The organism is Kitasatospora sp. NPDC032150 (assembly GCF_055579945.1).
On sequence record NZ_JBVIMH010000003.1, the window covers coordinates 183,574 to 200,099 of the forward strand.

General features: G+C 71.7%; 14 protein-coding genes and 2 pseudogenes. 8 read left to right on the plus strand and 8 right to left on the minus strand.

Annotated elements, in window-relative coordinates; translation table 11 throughout:
• The first annotated feature begins 192 nt into the window (after positions 1-192).
• Positions 193-1,341 (plus strand): hypothetical protein, encoded by a 1,149-nt coding sequence (locus tag ACZ5ON_RS05085; protein ID WP_465585685.1) that lies wholly within the window; start codon positions 193-195, stop codon positions 1,339-1,341.
• Here the strand turns inward: ACZ5ON_RS05085 and ACZ5ON_RS05090 are convergent.
• Together ACZ5ON_RS05090 and ACZ5ON_RS05095 are read right to left on the minus strand one after the other, a co-directional pair.
• Positions 1,293-2,087, minus strand: coding sequence for an alpha/beta hydrolase (locus ACZ5ON_RS05090; protein ID WP_465585687.1), 795 nt, complete (start codon positions 2,085-2,087; stop codon positions 1,293-1,295). The genes ACZ5ON_RS05085 and ACZ5ON_RS05090 overlap by 49 nt on opposite strands.
• 146 nt (positions 2,088-2,233) lie before the next feature.
• Positions 2,234-3,772, minus strand: a complete 1,539-nt coding sequence (locus ACZ5ON_RS05095) for a TerD family protein (RefSeq protein WP_465585691.1) — start codon at positions 3,770-3,772, stop codon at positions 2,234-2,236.
• A 211-nt stretch (positions 3,773-3,983) separates the two neighbouring features.
• Here ACZ5ON_RS05095 and ACZ5ON_RS05100 point away from each other — a divergent pair, with 211 nt between their 5' ends.
• Positions 3,984-4,877, plus strand: coding sequence for an S-methyl-5'-thioadenosine phosphorylase (locus ACZ5ON_RS05100; RefSeq protein ID WP_465586115.1), 894 nt, complete (start codon positions 3,984-3,986; stop codon positions 4,875-4,877).
• 154 nt (positions 4,878-5,031) lie between these two features.
• On the opposite strand, the gene ACZ5ON_RS05105 is transcribed toward ACZ5ON_RS05100, so the two are convergent.
• Positions 5,032-5,424: a hypothetical protein gene (locus tag ACZ5ON_RS05105; protein WP_465585694.1), complete on the minus strand. Its 393-nt coding sequence runs from the start codon at positions 5,422-5,424 to the stop codon at positions 5,032-5,034.
• Positions 5,424-6,470, minus strand: coding sequence for a molybdopterin-dependent oxidoreductase (locus ACZ5ON_RS05110; RefSeq protein ID WP_465585698.1), 1,047 nt, complete (start codon positions 6,468-6,470; stop codon positions 5,424-5,426). The genes ACZ5ON_RS05105 and ACZ5ON_RS05110 overlap by 1 nt, the downstream gene beginning before the upstream one ends.
• A gap of 662 nt (positions 6,471-7,132) precedes the next feature.
• Between ACZ5ON_RS05110 and ACZ5ON_RS05115 the strand changes: the two are divergent.
• The 5 genes and pseudogenes from ACZ5ON_RS05115 to ACZ5ON_RS05135 form a co-directional block, all read left to right on the plus strand.
• Positions 7,133-7,309 (plus strand): annotated as a pseudogene (locus ACZ5ON_RS05115) (IS3-like element ISAar46 family transposase); the annotation flags it as partial.
• Positions 7,303-7,629: pseudogene (locus tag ACZ5ON_RS05120) on the plus strand (VOC family protein); the annotation flags it as partial. The pseudogenes ACZ5ON_RS05115 and ACZ5ON_RS05120, both read left to right, overlap by 7 nt.
• A 490-nt stretch (positions 7,630-8,119) precedes the next feature.
• A complete protein-coding gene (locus tag ACZ5ON_RS05125) occupies positions 8,120-8,602 on the plus strand; it encodes an RICIN domain-containing protein (RefSeq protein WP_465585701.1) in 483 nt (160 codons plus the stop codon).
• A 293-nt stretch (positions 8,603-8,895) separates the two neighbouring features.
• Positions 8,896-10,236: a glycosyltransferase 87 family protein gene (locus tag ACZ5ON_RS05130; protein WP_465585704.1), complete on the plus strand. Its 1,341-nt coding sequence runs from the start codon at positions 8,896-8,898 to the stop codon at positions 10,234-10,236.
• 122 nt (positions 10,237-10,358) lie between these two features.
• Positions 10,359-10,706 (plus strand): hypothetical protein, encoded by a 348-nt coding sequence (locus ACZ5ON_RS05135; protein WP_465585707.1) that lies wholly within the window; start codon positions 10,359-10,361, stop codon positions 10,704-10,706.
• Positions 10,707-10,811: 105 nt separating this feature from the next.
• Here the strand turns inward: ACZ5ON_RS05135 and ACZ5ON_RS05140 are convergent, their stop codons facing one another.
• The 4 genes from ACZ5ON_RS05140 to ACZ5ON_RS05155 form a co-directional block, all read right to left on the minus strand.
• The gene (locus ACZ5ON_RS05140) at positions 10,812-11,240 is read right to left on the minus strand and encodes a spore-associated protein (RefSeq protein WP_465585710.1); all 429 of its coding nucleotides are present in this window, start codon (positions 11,238-11,240) and stop codon (positions 10,812-10,814) included.
• A 229-nt stretch (positions 11,241-11,469) separates the two neighbouring features.
• Complete coding sequence (locus ACZ5ON_RS05145; protein WP_465585713.1) at positions 11,470-12,378, minus strand: helix-turn-helix domain-containing protein; 909 nt, start codon at positions 12,376-12,378, stop codon at positions 11,470-11,472.
• A gap of 207 nt (positions 12,379-12,585) precedes the next feature.
• Positions 12,586-14,088 (minus strand): vWA domain-containing protein, encoded by a 1,503-nt coding sequence (locus ACZ5ON_RS05150; RefSeq protein ID WP_465585715.1) that lies wholly within the window; start codon positions 14,086-14,088, stop codon positions 12,586-12,588.
• A complete protein-coding gene (locus tag ACZ5ON_RS05155; protein ID WP_465585717.1) occupies positions 14,085-14,972 on the minus strand; it encodes an AAA family ATPase in 888 nt (295 codons plus the stop codon). The genes ACZ5ON_RS05150 and ACZ5ON_RS05155 overlap by 4 nt, the downstream gene beginning before the upstream one ends.
• A gap of 201 nt (positions 14,973-15,173) precedes the next feature.
• Between ACZ5ON_RS05155 and ACZ5ON_RS05160 the strand changes: the two genes are divergently transcribed.
• On the plus strand, positions 15,174-16,505 hold the full coding sequence (locus ACZ5ON_RS05160) for a M1 family metallopeptidase (RefSeq protein WP_465585720.1): 1,332 nt from the start codon (positions 15,174-15,176) through the stop codon (positions 16,503-16,505).
• The last annotated feature ends 21 nt before the right edge of the window (positions 16,506-16,526 follow it).

Genomic DNA, 16,526 nt, shown 5'->3' on the forward strand with positions numbered 1-16,526 from the left:
TGAACACGATGGATTCGCATGCTTCCCGGTCCTCCCGTGATGACGCAGTGTGACCACCCTTTGGCGGAAGTCACCGAGCGTGCGGCCATCCGTCGAACCTAACGTGGCGTCCCGGGGGACGACTCTGCGTCATTCTCGCGGGCCGAGTGCCGCCCCTTCGGGCTGCCTGCCCGCCCTTCAGGAGGCAAGTAGATGAGACTTCGGGCGAGTTCGAGCGCGCTGGCCGCCACGGCAGCGCTGGTGGCCACTCTGGCCGTCGGGGCCGCGCCGGCCGCGGCGGATCCCGCCGGCGGCGGACACGAGCCGTTCCTGGACCGGCTGCACACCGTGTCCACGGTGGCTTCCACCGTCCCGGCGAACGGGGACCAGAACCCGTACGGCACCTTCGTGATCCGGGAGAACGTCGGCGACCTGCACCGGGGCAACGTCCTGGTCAGCAACTTCAACAACTCGCAGGCGCTCGGCAACCAGCAGGGCCGCGGCACCACGCTGGTCCAGATCAGCCCACGCGGGAAGGTCTCCCAGTTCGCCCAGATCGACCCGGCGAACCTGCCGGGCCCGTGCCCCGGCGGGGTGGGGCTGACCACCGCGCTCACGGTCCTCCCCGGCGGCTGGGTCGTGGTGGGCAGCCTGCCCACCGCCGACGGCACCTCGGCCACCGCCCAGGCGGGCTGTCTGCTGGTGCTCGACAGCCACGGCAAGGTGCGCGAGACCATCGCGGGCGACGGCATCAACGGGCCGTGGGACATGACCGCCGTCAGCCACGACGACTGCAGCGAGCTGTTCGTGACCAACGTGCTGAACGGCACGGTCGCCGGCGGCGGCAACGAGGTGGACCAGGGCACCGTGCTGCGGATCACCCTGCGCCACGAGGGTGGCAAGAAACCGCCGCACCGGGTGGCCACCACCGTCATCGGCTCCGGCTTCCCGCAGCGGACCGACCCGGAGGCGCTGGTGGTCGGCCCGACCGGGGTGGCACTCGACCGTGAGGGAACGCTCTTCGTCGCGGACACCGTCCGGAGCCGGATCACCGCGATCCCGCGCGCCCTCACCCGCAAGGACAGTGACGGCATCGGCCGGGTGATCAGTACCGGCGGCGCCCTGAACGGACCGCTGGGGATGACCCTCACGCCCAAAGGCGACATCCTGACGGTCAACGGAGGGGACGGCAACATCGTCGAGACCACACCGAAGGGCAAGCAGGTGGCGGTCAAGCAGATCAACTCCGAGGGCAGCCCGCCGGGCGCGGGCGCGCTCTTCGGCCTCGCGGTGGACCTGGACGGCGATGCGGTCTACTTCGTCAACGACGACGACAACGAACTCGACGTGCTGACCCGGTAGGAAGCCGGCGGCTCGGAAATCCGCCTGGGCAGCGGGAGTTCGAGACCACCGGGGGCGTCCTGGTCGAGGGCGAACGCGTCCGCCGCGGCGGCGGGCAGCGGGCGCAGACCGAGCAGGGCGCCCGCCAGCCCTGCGGTCGCGCGATGCCAGTCGGACGCGCGGCGCAGCAGGGCGTGGCCCGAACCGTGGACGGTGTACCCGGCGACCCGGGCGCCCGCCGAGCGGGCACGTGCCGCGAAGCGGAGGGTGTCGGCGGGAGCGGTCACCCGGTCGCGGTCGCCGTGCAGCGCGATCAGTTGGCGGCCCTTCAGCTGCTCGTACGGATCGTCGGCCGGACACCAGGGCGCGAGGGCGACCACGCCGGTGACGCACGGGTGGCCGGCCGAGTGCAGTGCGGCCCGGCCGCCCATCGAGTGGCCGATCAGGACGGTCGGGACCGGGCCCAGCTCCTCGGCGAGGTCGTGCAGCGCGGCCGTGGTGTCCCGAGCGGCATCGGCCCGCTCGCCGTTCCACCCCCGGTACCGGTAGCGCACCACCCCGACGGCGACCTCGTCGCCCGCCGTCGCCCTGACCACCGCCCGCACGAACCCGGTCATCCGCAGCCCCGGCAGGTTCACCGGGCCGGGGCGGGCCTCGCTCGCCACCTCGCCGCCGTGCAGTACCAGCACGGCGGAGACCGGGGCGGCCGGCCGCACCCGCCAGACCAGCGCCTGGTGCCCGCCCGCCGCTGAGCCGCTCACTGTCATGTCCACCTCTGCGTGCCGTCCCGTCCCGTCTCGCTCTCGGGACGGTCACTGTATGCGGAACGGCGGGCCGCGGCGGCAGGTTCCGGGGGCTGGGTCGGGGAGCCGGGCCAGGGGCGCCCGGATCGGGCCGCGCACGGTGGGGGCCGTCACTTGCTCCCGGGGAACCAGTCGAAGTTCCAGCCGTACGCGGCGTCGATCGCCTGGTGCACGGACCGGGCGGGGGTGGCCTGGAAGTACCGTCCCTCACGGCGGACCGCCAGCCCGCTCCCGTCGTGCTCCAGTGTCGCGACCACGCAGGCGGTTGCGGGGAACTCGCTGCCGTCCAGCGTCAGTTTGATGGTCGGCCCGGTGACGGGGAAGAGCGTGGCGAGACCGTTCAGGCCGGTGAGCGGGAGCTTGTTGTAGTCGTAGACGAAGACCAGCAGGCGGCGGATCTCGGCGGCCCGGTCGAGGTTGACCCAGAGGTCCTCGCCGGTGGCGACCCGGCCGGTGCGGTCGTCGTTGGACAGCAGCACGTACGGCGGCTGGTACAGGTCGCCGAAGTTCCCGCCGACGGCCTGGACGACGCCCCGCCTGCCGTCCGCCAGTTCCCAGAAGCAGCCCAGGTCGAGATCCCGGCCCGCCGCGACGGGCTGGAACGCCGAGCGCAGCATCTTCGCCAGTCGGCCACCGGTGCCCTGGCCCGGCTGAGGGCCGCCCGCCGGAGACCAGTTGAGGTTCACGCGCAGCATGCCGCCGGTGGTCCCGTGCTTGGCCAGCGAGACGACCGGGTCCTTCTCGGTGAGACGGATCTTGCTGAGACTGACGGGGGAGGGCGGCGGTGCGGGTGCGGGTGCGGGTGCCTGGGCCGGCGCGGGGTCCTGTGCGGGTGCCCCTGCACGTGCATAGTCGGGGGCGAGTGGCTGCGTGTGGACGGGGGTGGGTGGCTGGACGGGCATCGGCGGAACGGTGGGTGCAGGCGCGGCCGGAGGAGCCAGCAGGAAGTCGTCCGGGGTGATCGGCTCGGGTGCGGGTGCGGGTGCGGGTGTGGGTGCGGGTGCGGGTGCGGGTGCGGGTGCGGGCTCGGAGACAGATGTGGGCGAGGGCACTGGTGCAGGTGTAGGTGCAGGTACGGGGGCCGGTACGGATGCGGGTACGGGCGCCGAATCCTGGCCCGGCTCGTCGTCGACGGTGATGCCGTAGTCCGTGGCCAGACCCGCGAGCCCGCTGTCGTAGCCCTGGCCGACCGCCCGGAACTTCCAACCGCCGCCCCGCCGGTACAGCTCCCCGAGTACGAAGGCGGTCTCGCTGCTCGCCCCCGTGTCCTCGAACCGCGCCACCTCCTGACCGGAGCGGGAGTCCAGCACCCGCAGGTGCAGCCCGGGCAGCGCCCCGAACGCACCGCCGTCACTGGAGGCCGCCAGCAGCACGGTCTCCACCGCGTCGTCCAGCTGGTCCAGAGCCACCGTCAGCGTGTCGGCGACCGTGCCGTCCGGGCCGGGCCGCTTGCCGAGGTGGCGTACAGCACCGGAGGTGTCCTGCGGCTGGTTGTAGAACACGAAGTCGGCGTCGGAGCGGACCCGTCCGCCCGCGAGCAGCAGCGCGGAGGCGTCCGCGTCGGGGACACCGGGACCGCTGCGCCAGTGCAGCTCCACCCGGACTCCGGTCGTGGCCAGCGCGAAGTTCGCGCCTTTCGCTATCAGCATCAGCAGTCCGCTCCGCTTCGACGGTTCCGAAAGGCGAGGACGCACCCTCCTTGCCCGCCATCGGGCGGGGCACATCCCCCAGCCTCCGGCCGGGGACACCCCCACCCGGCCGGAGGCTGGGGCGAGGACGCCCTCGTGGTCTCTACCCTAGGAGCCGCACCGTCCGAGTCCGGTAAGACACTGGACCACCGTTCCTGCGGTGGCGGCTTCTATGGTGGGGGCAGGACGAGACCGAAAGGCAGTCACCGTGGCTGACACCATCGCAGGCACCGCCCGGCTCCCGCGAGCCGAACTCGGCGTGATCGGAGGCTCGGGCCTCTACGCACTGCTGGACGACGTGACCGAGGTCGCCGTGGAGACCCCGTACGGGCCACCCAGCGACTCGCTCTTCATCGGGGAGGTGGCCGGACGCAGCGTCGCCTTCCTGCCCAGGCACGGTCGCGCCCACAGCCTGCCGCCGCACCGGATCAACTACCGGGCCAACCTGTGGGCGTTGCACTCGCTGGGGGTGCGCCAGGTGCTCGGACCGTGTGCGGTGGGCGGGTTGCGCCCCGAGTACGGTCCCGGCACGCTAATCCTCCCGGACCAGTTCGTGGACCGCACCTCCGGCCGGGTGCAGACCTACTACGACGGGCTGCCGCTGCCGGACGGCGGGGTACCCGAGGTGGTCCACGTCTCGATGGCGGACCCGTACTGCCCGGACGGCAGGCGCGCGGCGCTGGCCGCCGCCCGGGACAACGCCTGGGAGCCGGTGGACGGCGGCACCCTGGTGGTGATCGAGGGCCCGCGTTTCTCGACCAGGGCGGAGTCGCGCTGGTTCACCGCCAACGGCTGGTCGGTGGTCGGTATGACCGGTCATCCGGAGGCGGTCCTCGCCCGTGAACTCGGGCTCTGCTACACCTCGTTGGCCCTGGTCACCGACCTCGACGCGGGTGTGGAGACCGGGGAGGGGGTCACCCACGCCGAGGTGCTGGCCGTGTTCGCGCGCAACGTGGATCGGCTGCGGACCGTCCTGTTCAAGGCACTTGAGGGACTGCCGAGCGCCCGGGACTGCATCTGCTCGCACGCGCTCGACGGCCTTGGGAGCGGACTGCCGGGGACGTGAGCCCGGGCCTCGGCGGCGCCCGGCCCGACCGGTTCCACCTGGCGCCAGGTGATGGTGAGCGTGGTCGGGCCGGTCGTACCGGTGTCACCGTGACGGCCGCCCAGGACGAGCGCGACGGCCGCATTCGACGCGCCGCGCGCTCGCCCTTCGCGGTTCATCCGCGGCGGCGGGTCCGCGAGACGAGAGCCACCACAGCGGCGACGGCCGCCGTGACGGCAAGAACCAGCAGCCAGTTGCGCAGATAGGGCAGCGGGAGGAGCGAGGCGTTGCCGTTGTTCTGCCCGTCGCGCAGGACGGGCGGGAGCGCCACCGCGGTGACCGCCGCCACGACGATCAGCCAGCCACGCAGCACCGGTCCCCGGACGAAGCCCGCCCCGAGGACGCAGAGCACCGGGACCCACAGCCCGTCATGGATCAGCAGCCCTCCGAACAGCCAGACCAGCACGTCGAGCGGATCGGTGATGTAGCTGTCGCGCAGCAGCCCGTAGACCCCGTACCCGATCAGGCCGGCCCCGGCGAGCGCGGTCACCACCCGGAACGTCCGCATCAGATGACCTCCAGCCGTGCGACCCACTTGGTCTGCAGCACGCCCGGCCGGTTGGGCGCGATGATCCGTGCCGGGTAACCGTGGTCGGCCGTCAGCACCCGGCCGTTCACCCGGAGCGCCAGCAGCGTCAGCGGGTCCTGCGCGTACGCGGCGGGCATCTCCATCACCCGGTACGGCCCGTTGGCCTCCAGCGAGGTCACCCGGACCCGGGCGGTGGGCGGCGCGCCGGCCCGGGTGAGCAGGTCCCTGAAGCGGACCCCGGACCAGTGGGCGGAGGCACTCCAGCCCTCGACGCACGCGATCGGCAGTTGCGACTCGGACTGGGGGAGCGCAAGCAGCTGATCCATCGTCAGTTCGTACGGCCGTGGACCGTCGACGCGCAGCCGCCAGTCCGGCGGGGTGATGGTGGTGTTCGCCTGGGCGGCCGTGCGGGTGACGGGGAGACCGAGCTCGCCGAGGTCGGGGCGGCGCGGGGCGAGCAGGGTGAGGCGGCGCAGCCACGGCACGGTCTGACCGGCCGTGGTGGCCGTGACCGCGACGGCCGCCACCGTCACCGCGCCGAGGAACGCCCGCCGCTGGCGCAGCCCCGGGACGCTGCCGCGCCGCCAGTGCTGCGCGATCATCGGCCCCTTGGCGGCCACGTGCACCAGCAGGCCGCCGGTGGCCACCCAGGCCAGCCAGAAGTGCGTCTGCCGGAAGGGGAACGGCCACGGGTACCACTCAAGGATGTTCAGCAGTCCGATGAACAGCTCCAGCAGCATCGTGGAGACCAGGACCGCGATGCCGATCCGCTCCAGGGCGTGCAGCACGCTGCGAACGGGCGGCCACTCGAAAAGCTTGGGGTAGACCGTCCAGAGCTTCGCCCCGAGGAGCGGGATCGCAGCGATCCCCGAGATGACGTGTAGCCCCTGGGTGACCCGGTAGCCGTTCACCGGCCGGCTCGGCAGGTGGTCGCGCAGCCAGGTCGGCGGCTGCTGTAGGACATGGCTGAGCAGCCCAGTCAGGAAGCAGACCAGCAGTGCTGCGCCCAGCCAGCGCCCCAGCACGACGGTGGTACGCGGCTCGTGCAGGGCGGAGGTGAATGCGTCTTCCCGAAATGGACCTCGGCGCAGGGACTGGGGGAGGACCGACAGCGGGAAATCGGCGTTCCGGCTCTCTCGGGAGGCTTCCTGGGGCTCGGCCGACCTCCTGGGTGCGGGGCGTACTGCCCTGGCTTCGGAAGGCGCCTGAGGCGTGGTCCGCTCGGCCGGCGAGGGGGCCGGGGCGGAAGCCTCAGATGGCGGAGTGCTTTCGGGCGGCTCTGGCGCCTTGGGTGTTCCCGTGGGCTCGAACGGCTTGGCAGGCTCGGAGGGCTGGGTGGGCTGGGTGGGCTTGGGGCCGCCGGCCTCCTGCCCATCGTCCTTGCGATCGTGAGGTTCGGGGGTTCTCGGGTTCACACCTCAATGAGAGCGCCTGCCGGGCCTGACGAGGGTCTTCAACGTGCTTACGGAAGTCGAACGGCGGTATGCGTCTACTAGCGGAGCCGAATCGCTTTGCCAGCTGATCCTCGTGAATCGTCCTGCGCTGGGCCGCGATCGTCTGCCCGTCTGTCGGCGACCGTTGATTCGTCAGGACCTGCAGCGAGGAGCTGATGAGGAGATTCCGGCGTGAGCTGTCGAGTGAGGCGTCTTACATCGTCGAGCGGCTGCGGGCGCCGAGCAACGGCATCGTGCCCGAGACCGTGCACGCCGACCGGGGCACCTCGATGACCTCCAAGGCCGTCTCCCGGCTGCTGATCGACCTCGGAGTCGCGCGAAGCCACTCCCGGCCGAAGGTTGCGAACGACAACCCGTACAGCGAGAGCCAGTTCAAGACGCTCAAGTACTCGGGGAACTTCAACCCGAGGGGTTTGCCACGTGGGACGATTTCAAGCGTTCGCAGTCACCTGAGCAACAGGACGCATGGTTTGCCTGCATTGACCCCTCAGGTGTGGGTCCGCGACTGTACTTCCAGCGCGTCCCCGAAGGAAAGGCCGCCAAGAACCGGCTGCATCCTGACGTGCGGGTCGGCACCGGACTCGTGGGTGAAGAGCGCCTCGCCGCGCTTGAGGCCGAGTGCGCACGGCTGGTCCCGCTCGGGGCGGTACACGTGCGAACGCTGTACGACGGCAATGATTCGTGCATCCCGATGCTGGACATCGAGGGCAACGAGTTCTGCATCGACTGAGGGGCCGCGAACGTCCCCTCCTCGGGCATGTCCCGCGGAGTGGTGTAGAGGCACGGCAGCGCCGGATGCCTCCGCTGTGCACGGCTTGGCACCAAGCCGTGCACAGATCGCCTGCGCCCGCTGTCGGGCGTTGGCGCTGCTCGATTCCAGCGAAGCTTTATGGGTCCATCCTGCGCTGCGCAATGCTCGGTCCAGGAGCGCAGCGTGACGGAGCTGTGCAGGACGGCCAGGTCAGCTGCGAGGACTGTGCACTGGTGAACGTCCTGCAGTCCTCACCTGTGCACTCGTAAAGGTATTGCAAGCGCATCTCCTTCAGGTAGCTTCCGGGTATCAAAGTAACTCCTCGGAGCGGCTTCACGGGTCGCCGTTTCTCTCATTGTGAGCCAGTGGTGATCCATCACCAGTCGACCGGTTCGCTACTAGCTCACGAAGCGGCGGTTCCCAGCAGGGACTGCCGCGCTCTCCGGCATCGGCTGAAGGGTTCACCGAAATGACCAAGGCTCTGACTCGGATCGCCGCCACCGCCGCGGGCCTCATGCTCGCGGCCGGCGCCGCGCTCGTCAACGCACCTTCCGCCTCGGCCCTCGTCAGCGGCCCGCAGCACAGTTTGGCCACGGACAAGTGTCTTGGTATCTACGGGAACGTCCCCATCGACGGCACGGCCGCCGTCATCTGGGGCTGTAACGGCAACGCCGACCAGAACTGGCAGTTGACCGGTACCGGTGGCGGCTACTACCAGCTTCAGAACGGCAACAGCGAGTGCCTGGCCATCTACTCCGGCGATGCGACCCAGTGGAACTGCAACGGCCACGACGACCAGCAGTGGTACATCGACCGCCCTGCGGGTTTCTCGTCGGCCATGCTGCGGAGCAAGACCAACTGGACCCTGTGCCTGACCGTTCCCGGCAACGTTGACGGTTCCCGCGTGACCCTGGCCACCTGTGCCGGGCAGAATAGCCAGCTCTGGTACTGACCGTCTCCTCGCGGAGGATCCGCCTCGAACGGCGCACCGCCACCGCCTGAACTCGGACCCGGCCCGGCAAGCACCTTGCCGTGCCGGGTCCTTCGTGAGCTCGTCCTGGTGAGGCCGCACTCGCGTGAACCGGCCCGCGAGACGACCCATCAGCTGGTCGAACATCGTCCGCCACCGGGCAGGCACTACGCTGTGACCTACGGCCACCACCTGATCTTCATCGCTGCTTACGGAAGTCGAACGGCGGCCCGCCATTGCGCCGGAGCGGTGGGACCCGGTGGCAGGGTGAACCCGTGCCAACCACTCGACCGCCCGCCCGCTCCGCCACCGTGCTCGCCGTCTGTGTCCTGGCCGCGTTGGTCGCCGCCCTCGCGCTGACCGTCGCCCGGGGCGGGACGCTCGGCAACTCCCGTCCGCTGCACGGTTGGTACCTCGCCGACCTCGGCCTGTTCGCGACGGCCGTGGCCATGCTGCGCCGAGTGCCCGCGCGGCGGGTCGCCGGACTGGTCCTGGCGGGCAGCGTGGCCGTCGCCGCCACCGGCCTGGCGGCACCGCCGCGAACCAGCGACGACGTCTACCGCTACGTCTGGGACGGCCGGGTCCAGGCCGCCGGTGTCTCGCCGTACCGGTACACGCCCGACGACCCCGCGCTCGCCCGGCTCCGGGACCCGGCGCTGTTCCCGCCGGGCCCCTGCCTGGCCTGGAACGAGCACCGCACCGCCTCGGGCGTCTGCACCCACATCAACCGGCCCGGCGTGCACACCATTTACCCGCCCGTCGCCGAGTACTGGTTCCTGGGTCTGCACGCGGCCGGCGGGACCGTGCGGACCGTCCAGGTCGGCGGCGCGCTGCTCGCGGTCGCCACCACCGGGGTGCTGCTGCTGGTCCGCCGACGGGACTGGCACGCCGCGCTCTGGGGATGGTTCCCCGGCATCGCGATCTGGTCCGTCAATGACGCCCATGTGGACACCCTGGGTGCGTTGCTGCTGGTCATCGCCCTCGCGTTGGCGGTCAGGCGGCGCGTCGTCGCCGCCGGGGCCGCGCTCGGCGCGGCCATCGCCACCAAGCTGCTCCCCGGACTCGCGCTGCCCGGTGTGATGTCGGGCGCGCTCGCCCGCCGTCCGCGCCTCGGTGATCTGGTGCTGCCCGGCGCCGCGCTGGCCGCGTTCGCGCTCGCCTACCTGCCGTACGTGCTGGCCTCGGGCACCGGGGTGATCGGCTATCTGCCCGGCTATCTGCGCGAGGAGGGGTACCAGGACGACGGCAACACCGGGCGGTTCGGCCTGCTGCGGCTGCTGCTCCCGGCGGACTGGGCGCCGTACGCGGCCGCTCTGGTGCTGGCGGCGGTCATCCTGTACGTCCTGCGGCGAGGCGACCCGGCGCGTCCGTGGAGCGGTGCGCTGCTGGTCACCGGTACCGCGCTGCTGCTGGTCGCGCCCGCGTACCCCTGGTACGGCCTGCTGGTCGTGGCGCTGGTGGCGCTCGACGGGCGCTGGGAGTGGCTGGCCGTCCCCGCAGCCGGGCAGGCGCTGTATCTCTTCGAGGGCGACGCCCAGCAGCCCGCGTACGGCGCCGCGTTGGCCCTGGTGGTACTCGGCGCGATCGTGCGACGTGTCCGGATCAAGAGGAGTTGACGTCACGTCAACTCGCTGCAGTGCGGAGGTTACGCGGGGAATCGTTTCGGCGGATGCGGGGCCTCCTACCGTGATGCCTGCCCGACCTGGCAAACCCCGCCATCGAGAAGGAACACCTGATCATGCGTCTCCGCAACGCCGCGACGGCCGCCACCGCCGCTCTCCTGCTCGTGCTGACCGTTCCCGCCTCGGCCGGCGCGGCTCAGGGCGAGTTCACCTACCGGTTCATCGGCCTGGACGGTTCCCCGCAGATCGGCCGGCTGATCGCCGCGCCGAGCCGGGTGTGCGTCAACCTGCCCGAGGTGGCGGACCCGAACGACTCCGAGCCCGCCGACACCCCGCGCAACCGTACGGCCTCGACCGCCGCGGTCTTCAAGGACGCCGACTGCGGAGGCGACTACTTCAGCCTCCGGCCGTTCACCGGCCACGCCTCCGAGCGTCTGAAGTTCCGTTCGGTGGTCTTCTCCTGAGGCCCGCCCGGAGCCGGTCGGCCTCGGCCCTCGGAGGAAGGCCGAGGCCGGGGGTCACGGACGGTCCTCAGTCACGGTGCGTCTTCGATCGACGCGGCCGATCCGTCAGCCGCACCAGCCCGGGCCCTCGCCCCACCAGCCACCGGAGTTGTAGTCCTCGCCGCCGAAGTAGATGCACTGTCCGGGGGCGTACAGGTAGACCGGCCCGGCGTAGGAGCTGTAGTTGTTGGCGTCCTGCTGTCGTCCGCTGCCGTCGCCGTACGTGATGTAGGCGCCGGTGAGGGTCGGGGTGCCGACCCGGCTGTTCTTGATGGTGACCACACAGTTCTTGCCGGTCGAGCCGCTGTAGGTCAGGTAGACCGTCGAGGTGCCGCCCGGCAGGTTGAAGGAAGCGCGAGTGCCGTAGCTGGAACCGCAGATGGACTGCGGGGTGTAGTGGGCGATGGCGGCGTCGGCGGTCGCGGGGACCGCCAGCAGGCCCGCGCCGACGACCGTGGTGAGGGCCGCCAGACGGACTGACGTTCGGAAGGACATTCCGGCTCCTTGGTGTCGATCCTGCTGTCTGCAACGCTCTCCGTGCACAGTGCTCCGGGCGGTTCGCGGGACGGGACCGGCCTGTTCGGACGGGGTCCTGCCGGACCTCGGGTGCGAGACTCCCCCCAGTGCGGCCGGGCCGGGTCTCCCGGTGCGGCCGTCCTTGCAGAGCCTGCCGTGCGACGGGCCGGCCTGTCTTGTACGAAAGCGAAAGCGTGCCGCGGCCCGGTCAGAACCGGCCGGTCAGAACCGGGGGGTCAGAGTGGGCCGGCCCGGCGGGGCCGTCCGCTGCCGGGAGCAGCACGGCGCTGGTCACCCGGCCGCGGAGCCGGTCGGTCGGCTCGGGGAGCCCGGCGCCGAGATCGCGCCAGCCGAAGAACTCCCGGGGTGAGCAGCCGACCATCCCCTTGAAGGTGCGGTGGAGGTGGGCCTGGTCGTAGAACCCGCACCGCTCGGCGATCAGTGCGCCGCACGGCCGGCCCGGGGCCTCGAACGCCTCGAGTGTGCGCTGCAGCCGGGTGATCTGGGCCACCTGCTTCGGTGGCACCCCGATCTGCGAGCGGAAGCGCAGCTCCAGTCGGCGGCGGCTCCAGCCGGTGAGCTCGGTCAGCTGCTCCACCGTCGTCTGCCCACCGGAGGCCCGCAGCGCGTTCCAGGCGCGGGCGACCGCCGGATCCCACTCCGTGCCCTCGGCCAGCCTGGCGGTGAAGAAGGCGTCGAGGATGCCGAACCGAGCCGGCCAGCCCGGTGCCCCGGCCAGGCGATCGACCAGTTCGGTCGCACCGCGGCCGATGACCTCGCAGGCGTCGGTCCACCGGTTGCCGAGCTCGGCCACCACGGGACCGAACATCCGGTACGCGCCCCGCGGGGTGAGCGAGACCGTGACTCCCCGCAGCCGACCGTCGTGCGCCGCGATCGTCGCGGTACGCCGCAGACCGCTCACCACGGAGGTGAAGCGTGCGACGGGGCCCGGCTCCACAGCGTCGACCAAGGAGAGTGCGCCCTCGAAACCGAGCGCCAACGTGATGACGTCGGTGGGTACTTCGATGCGCCGTCGCGGCTTCGGCAGTCTCATCCGGTAGCCGCGGTAGCCGAGTACCCAGTTCCGCAGCGCGGGACCGGGACGGCCGTACACCATCGTGCACTCGCTGCCAGTGGTCAGTGGTAATCGCTGGTGGTCCATTGTCATGGGCTCGTCCCTCCACTCGCCGTCCTGATGTGGGCACCATGGCCCAGTGCGTCGGGCGGCGTCAACGAGATGGGCGTCAATCTCATTGCGTGAAGAACGAGTTGATCCTTACCCTGCCACAGCCGGCCGGCGACCGCACTCGGATTCCGGCGGTAGTCAGACCGGCAGCAGCCGGGCGATGAGTTCGCCGAGGCGGCGGGCGTTGCGGCAGGAGTGCATCTCGACGAGTCCGGCGTACGCGTGGGCGGCGGAGTCACCGGTGGCCCAGAGCTCGGTCTGCTCGGGGTTGAGCCAGTACACCCGGCGAGCGCGTTCTGAAATTCGTTTCAGGGCAGGCACGTTGGGGTCGCGGCCGTTGTTGCGGGCGTCACCGAGGATGAGGACGCAGGTGCGCGGACCGAGTGCGTCCGGATAGCGGTCGGCGAACTCGCCCAGCGCGGCGCCGTAGTCGCTGTTGCCGTGGAAGCCGACCACCTTGGCCTCGGTGAGGATGCGCCGGCTGAGCGCGGCCGGATCGGCGGAGCCCGCGGAGACCAGCCGGGTCACCTCGTCGGTGCGGTTGACGAAGGCGAAGACGCGGACCTTGCTGAACTGGTCGCGCATCGCCTGCACCAGCAGCATGGTGAAGTCCGCGAAGCCCGCCACCGAGCCGGACACGTCGCACAGCAGCACGATCTCGGGCCGGCCGGGCCGACGCCGGCGGTAGGCCGGACGCAGCGGTACGCCGCCGGTTGAGAGCGAGCGCCGAAGGGTGCGGCGCAGGTCGATCCGCCCGCCGCTCGCCCTGCGGCGGCGGGCGGCCAGCCGGGTGGCGAGCTTGCGGGCCAGCGGCTGTACCGTGCGGCGCAGTTCGGCGAGTTGGTCGCGGCCGGCGAACAGGAAGTCGACCTGGTCGGTGCTGGGCGCCACGGCGCGCCGGGCGACCTGGTCGGTGCCGCGCAGTTCGGCGGCGCGCCGCCGGGCCTCGGTGCCCACCAGGCCGCGGAAGCCCTGGATCCGGCGGCGGATCCCGTCCGCGTCCAGCCGGTCGGTGAACCCGGGCGGCCGTCCGGCGCGGAGGGCGGCGAGCACCCGGGCCAGCAGGGTCTCCGGCTGCAGCCGGCTGAGGGTCTGGTGCGCGGACCAGCCCTGGGCGGTGGGGCCGGAACCGTACCGGCCGAGGGCGTTCACCGCCTCGCCCGCGAGTCGGGTGAGGGCCGCGCGGTCGTCGGCGGCCAGTGCCTCGGCCAGCCGCGCCCGCAGGTCGTCCAGGACGGCCCGGTCGCTGGGGTTGACGGGACTGAAGGGGGTGGCGGGACTGACCGGCTTGGCGGGCTCGAGGGTGGCGGGATCGGCAGGTCCAGGGCCCGTGCTCCGGCGGGTGGCCTCCGCGGCGCCGACGCCGAGCGGGAAGTAGAGATCGAAGGTGGCGTCGAACACGGCGCGTTGGCCGTCGGCGCGCAGCAGTGCGGCGGCGAGTCCTTCGCGGATGTACGCGCGGTCGGTGAGGCCGAGCACGGCGAGCACGGCGGCGGCGTCCACGGTCTCGCCGGGGCCGATCCGCAGGCCGTGGCCGCGCAGTGCCTGGACGAATCCGGTCAGTCGCTCGGGCAGGGCGTCCACCGGCTCGGCGGCGTCGGCCGCGCCCTGGTCGGCCGCGCTCGCTGTGGCCTCGCTCATGTCAACGTCAGCTGACGGGAGGCCTTCAGCACGTCGTCCTGGTGCTTGAGGATCACACCGAGGCTGTCGCGGACCACCGTCTCGTCCAGGGTGTCGGCGCCGAGCGCGAGCAGGGTGCGGGCCCAGTCGATGGTCTCCGCCACCGACGGCGACTTGCGCAGTTCCATCGCCCGCAACGCGCCGACCACCTTGACCAGGGACTCGGCGAGCACCTCGTCCAGGCCGGGCACCTTCAGCCGGACGATCCGCTGTTCCAGCCGGGCGTCGGGGAAGTCGAGGTGCAGGAACAGGCAGCGGCGGCGCAGCGCTTCGGAGAGCTCGCGGGTCGCGTTGGAGGTGAGCAGTACGAACGGGCGGCGGGTGGCGGTGATCGTGCCCAGCTCGGGCACGGTGACCTGGAAGTCGCTCAGCACCTCCAGCAGCAGGCCCTCGACCTCGACATCGGCCTTGTCGGTCTCGTCGATCAGCAGCACGGTCGGCTCGTCGCCGCGGATCGCGGTGAGCAGCGGCCGGGTGAGCAGGAACTCCTCGCCGAAGACGTCGGTGCGGGCCGCCTCCCAGGTCTCGTCCCGCCCGGCGGTGATCCGCAGCAGCTGCTTGGCGTGGTTCCACTCGTACAGCGCGCGGGACTCGTCGATGCCCTCGTAGCACTGCAGCCGGACCAGTCTCGCGCCGCCGACCCGGGCGACCGCCTTCGCCAGTTCGGTCTTGCCGACCCCGGCCGGGCCCTCCACCAGCAGCGGTTTGCCGAGCCGATCGGCCAGGAAGACCGTGGTGGCGACCGCCGGGGAGGCGAGATAGCCAGCCTCGGCCAGCTTCGCGGACACATCGTCAACCGAGGTGAAGAACCCGGTTCCGGTCGGCTGTGCGCCGTCGTCGCTCATTTCGCCAACTCCCCTTCGCCCAGCGTCGTACCGAGTACCTTACTGGTCGGTCACTTGACTGGTCCGAGAACGCGGGACCGCTCGGGGCGGATCGGCCGTCGGACCGCATCCGGGGGCGACGGGTGACCCGGGCGGGGTGAGCCGGCGGTAGGGTGGCTGCCACGGCACCACGGCGGGCCCTCGCAGAGAGCGGACAGACCGGTGAACTCCCAGCAGGCGCAGGCCACCAGCAGCTACTTCCCCGACAGCGGTGACCCGCGCTACCAGGTCCGGCGGTACGAACTGACACTTGACTACCGGCCGGAGGGCAACCGGCTCGTCGGCAGCGCCCGGATCGAGGCCGTCGCCGCGCCGGGACCGGACCGGCTGGGGGAGTTCGCGCTGGACCTGGCCGGTCTGCGGGTCGGACGGGTCCACGTGGACGGACGGGCGGCGCGGCACACCCATCGCGGGGGCAGACTGCGGATCCGTCCGGCCGTACCCCCGGCGCCGGGTGCCGGGTTCACCGTCGAGGTGCGGTGGTCGGGCAAGCCGAAGCCGGTCCGCAGCCCGTGGGGCGGGATCGGCTGGGAGGAGACCGGGGACGGGGCCCTGGTGGCCGGTCAGCCGGTCGGTGCGCCCTCCTGGTTCCCGTGCAACGACCGACCCTCGGACAAGGCCGCGTACCTGATCTCGCTGACCGTGCCGTCCGGGTACGCGGTGGTACTCGGCGGGCGCCTGCTGGCGCGCACCACGCACGCGTCCACCACCACCTGGGTCTACGAGCAGCCGGCCCCGACGCCCAGCTATCTGGTCGGGCTGTCGATCGGCTCGTACCGGGCGGTGCGGCTGGACGAGGGCTCCGCCGCCGTGCCGCAGCTCGGGTACGTCCCGGCCCGCCTGGCAGCGCGCTTCGAGAGCGACTTCGGGCGGCAGCCCGAGATGATGCGGCTGTTCCAGGAGCTGTTCGGCCGCTATCCGTTCGGTGAGTACACGGTGGTGGTGGTCGACGAGGAGCTGGACGTGCCCGTCGAGGCCCAGGGGCTCGCCTCTTTCGGGACCAACCACCTGGACGGCGCGCGCGGCTGGGAACGGCTGGTCGCCCACGAGCTGGCCCACCAGTGGTTCGGCAACAGCGTCACCGTCGCCGACTGGCAGCACATCTGGCTGAACGAGGGCTTCGCCAAGTACGCCGAGTGGCTCTGGTCGGAGCACTCCGGCGGTCCCGGTGCCCACACCCTCGCCGAGGCCGCACACCGCCAACTCTCCTCCCTGCCACAGGATCTGATCCTCGCCGACCCGGGCCGCCGGCTGATGTTCGACGACCGCGTCTACCAGCGCGGCGGCCTCACCGTCCACGCCCTGCGCCGCGTCCTGGGCGACGACACCTTCTTCCGGCTGTTGCGCGATTGGACCGACACCCACCGCCACTCGACCGTCACCACCGCCGACTTCACCGCCGCCGCCACCCGCTGGGCCGGCCGCCCACTGGACGACTTCTTCACGGCCTGGCTGACCGAACCGGCACTCCCGCCCCTGCCGAGCGGTGACTGACGGGCCCGGTCCGCCGGTGAG

What these genes read in the sequence shown, in the direction of transcription:
- ACZ5ON_RS05085 (WP_465585685.1), top strand. Translation starts at nt 193, where the DNA reads ATGAGACTTCGGGCGAGTTCGAGCGCGCTGGCCGCCACGGCAGCGCTG.
- ACZ5ON_RS05090 (WP_465585687.1), bottom strand. Translation starts at nt 2,087, where the DNA reads ATGACAGTGAGCGGCTCAGCGGCGGGCGGGCACCAGGCGCTGGTCTGG.
- ACZ5ON_RS05095 (WP_465585691.1), bottom strand. Translation starts at nt 3,772, where the DNA reads ATGCTGATAGCGAAAGGCGCGAACTTCGCGCTGGCCACGACCGGAGTC.
- ACZ5ON_RS05100 (WP_465586115.1), top strand. Translation starts at nt 3,984, where the DNA reads ATGGTGGGGGCAGGACGAGACCGAAAGGCAGTCACCGTGGCTGACACC.
- ACZ5ON_RS05105 (WP_465585694.1), bottom strand. Translation starts at nt 5,424, where the DNA reads ATGCGGACGTTCCGGGTGGTGACCGCGCTCGCCGGGGCCGGCCTGATC.
- ACZ5ON_RS05125 (WP_465585701.1), top strand. Translation starts at nt 8,120, where the DNA reads ATGACCAAGGCTCTGACTCGGATCGCCGCCACCGCCGCGGGCCTCATG.
- ACZ5ON_RS05135 (WP_465585707.1), top strand. Translation starts at nt 10,359, where the DNA reads ATGCGTCTCCGCAACGCCGCGACGGCCGCCACCGCCGCTCTCCTGCTC.
- ACZ5ON_RS05140 (WP_465585710.1), bottom strand. Translation starts at nt 11,240, where the DNA reads ATGTCCTTCCGAACGTCAGTCCGTCTGGCGGCCCTCACCACGGTCGTC.
- ACZ5ON_RS05145 (WP_465585713.1), bottom strand. Translation starts at nt 12,378, where the DNA reads ATGGTGTACGGCCGTCCCGGTCCCGCGCTGCGGAACTGGGTACTCGGC.
- ACZ5ON_RS05150 (WP_465585715.1), bottom strand. Translation starts at nt 14,088, where the DNA reads ATGAGCGAGGCCACAGCGAGCGCGGCCGACCAGGGCGCGGCCGACGCC.
- ACZ5ON_RS05155 (WP_465585717.1), bottom strand. Translation starts at nt 14,972, where the DNA reads ATGAGCGACGACGGCGCACAGCCGACCGGAACCGGGTTCTTCACCTCG.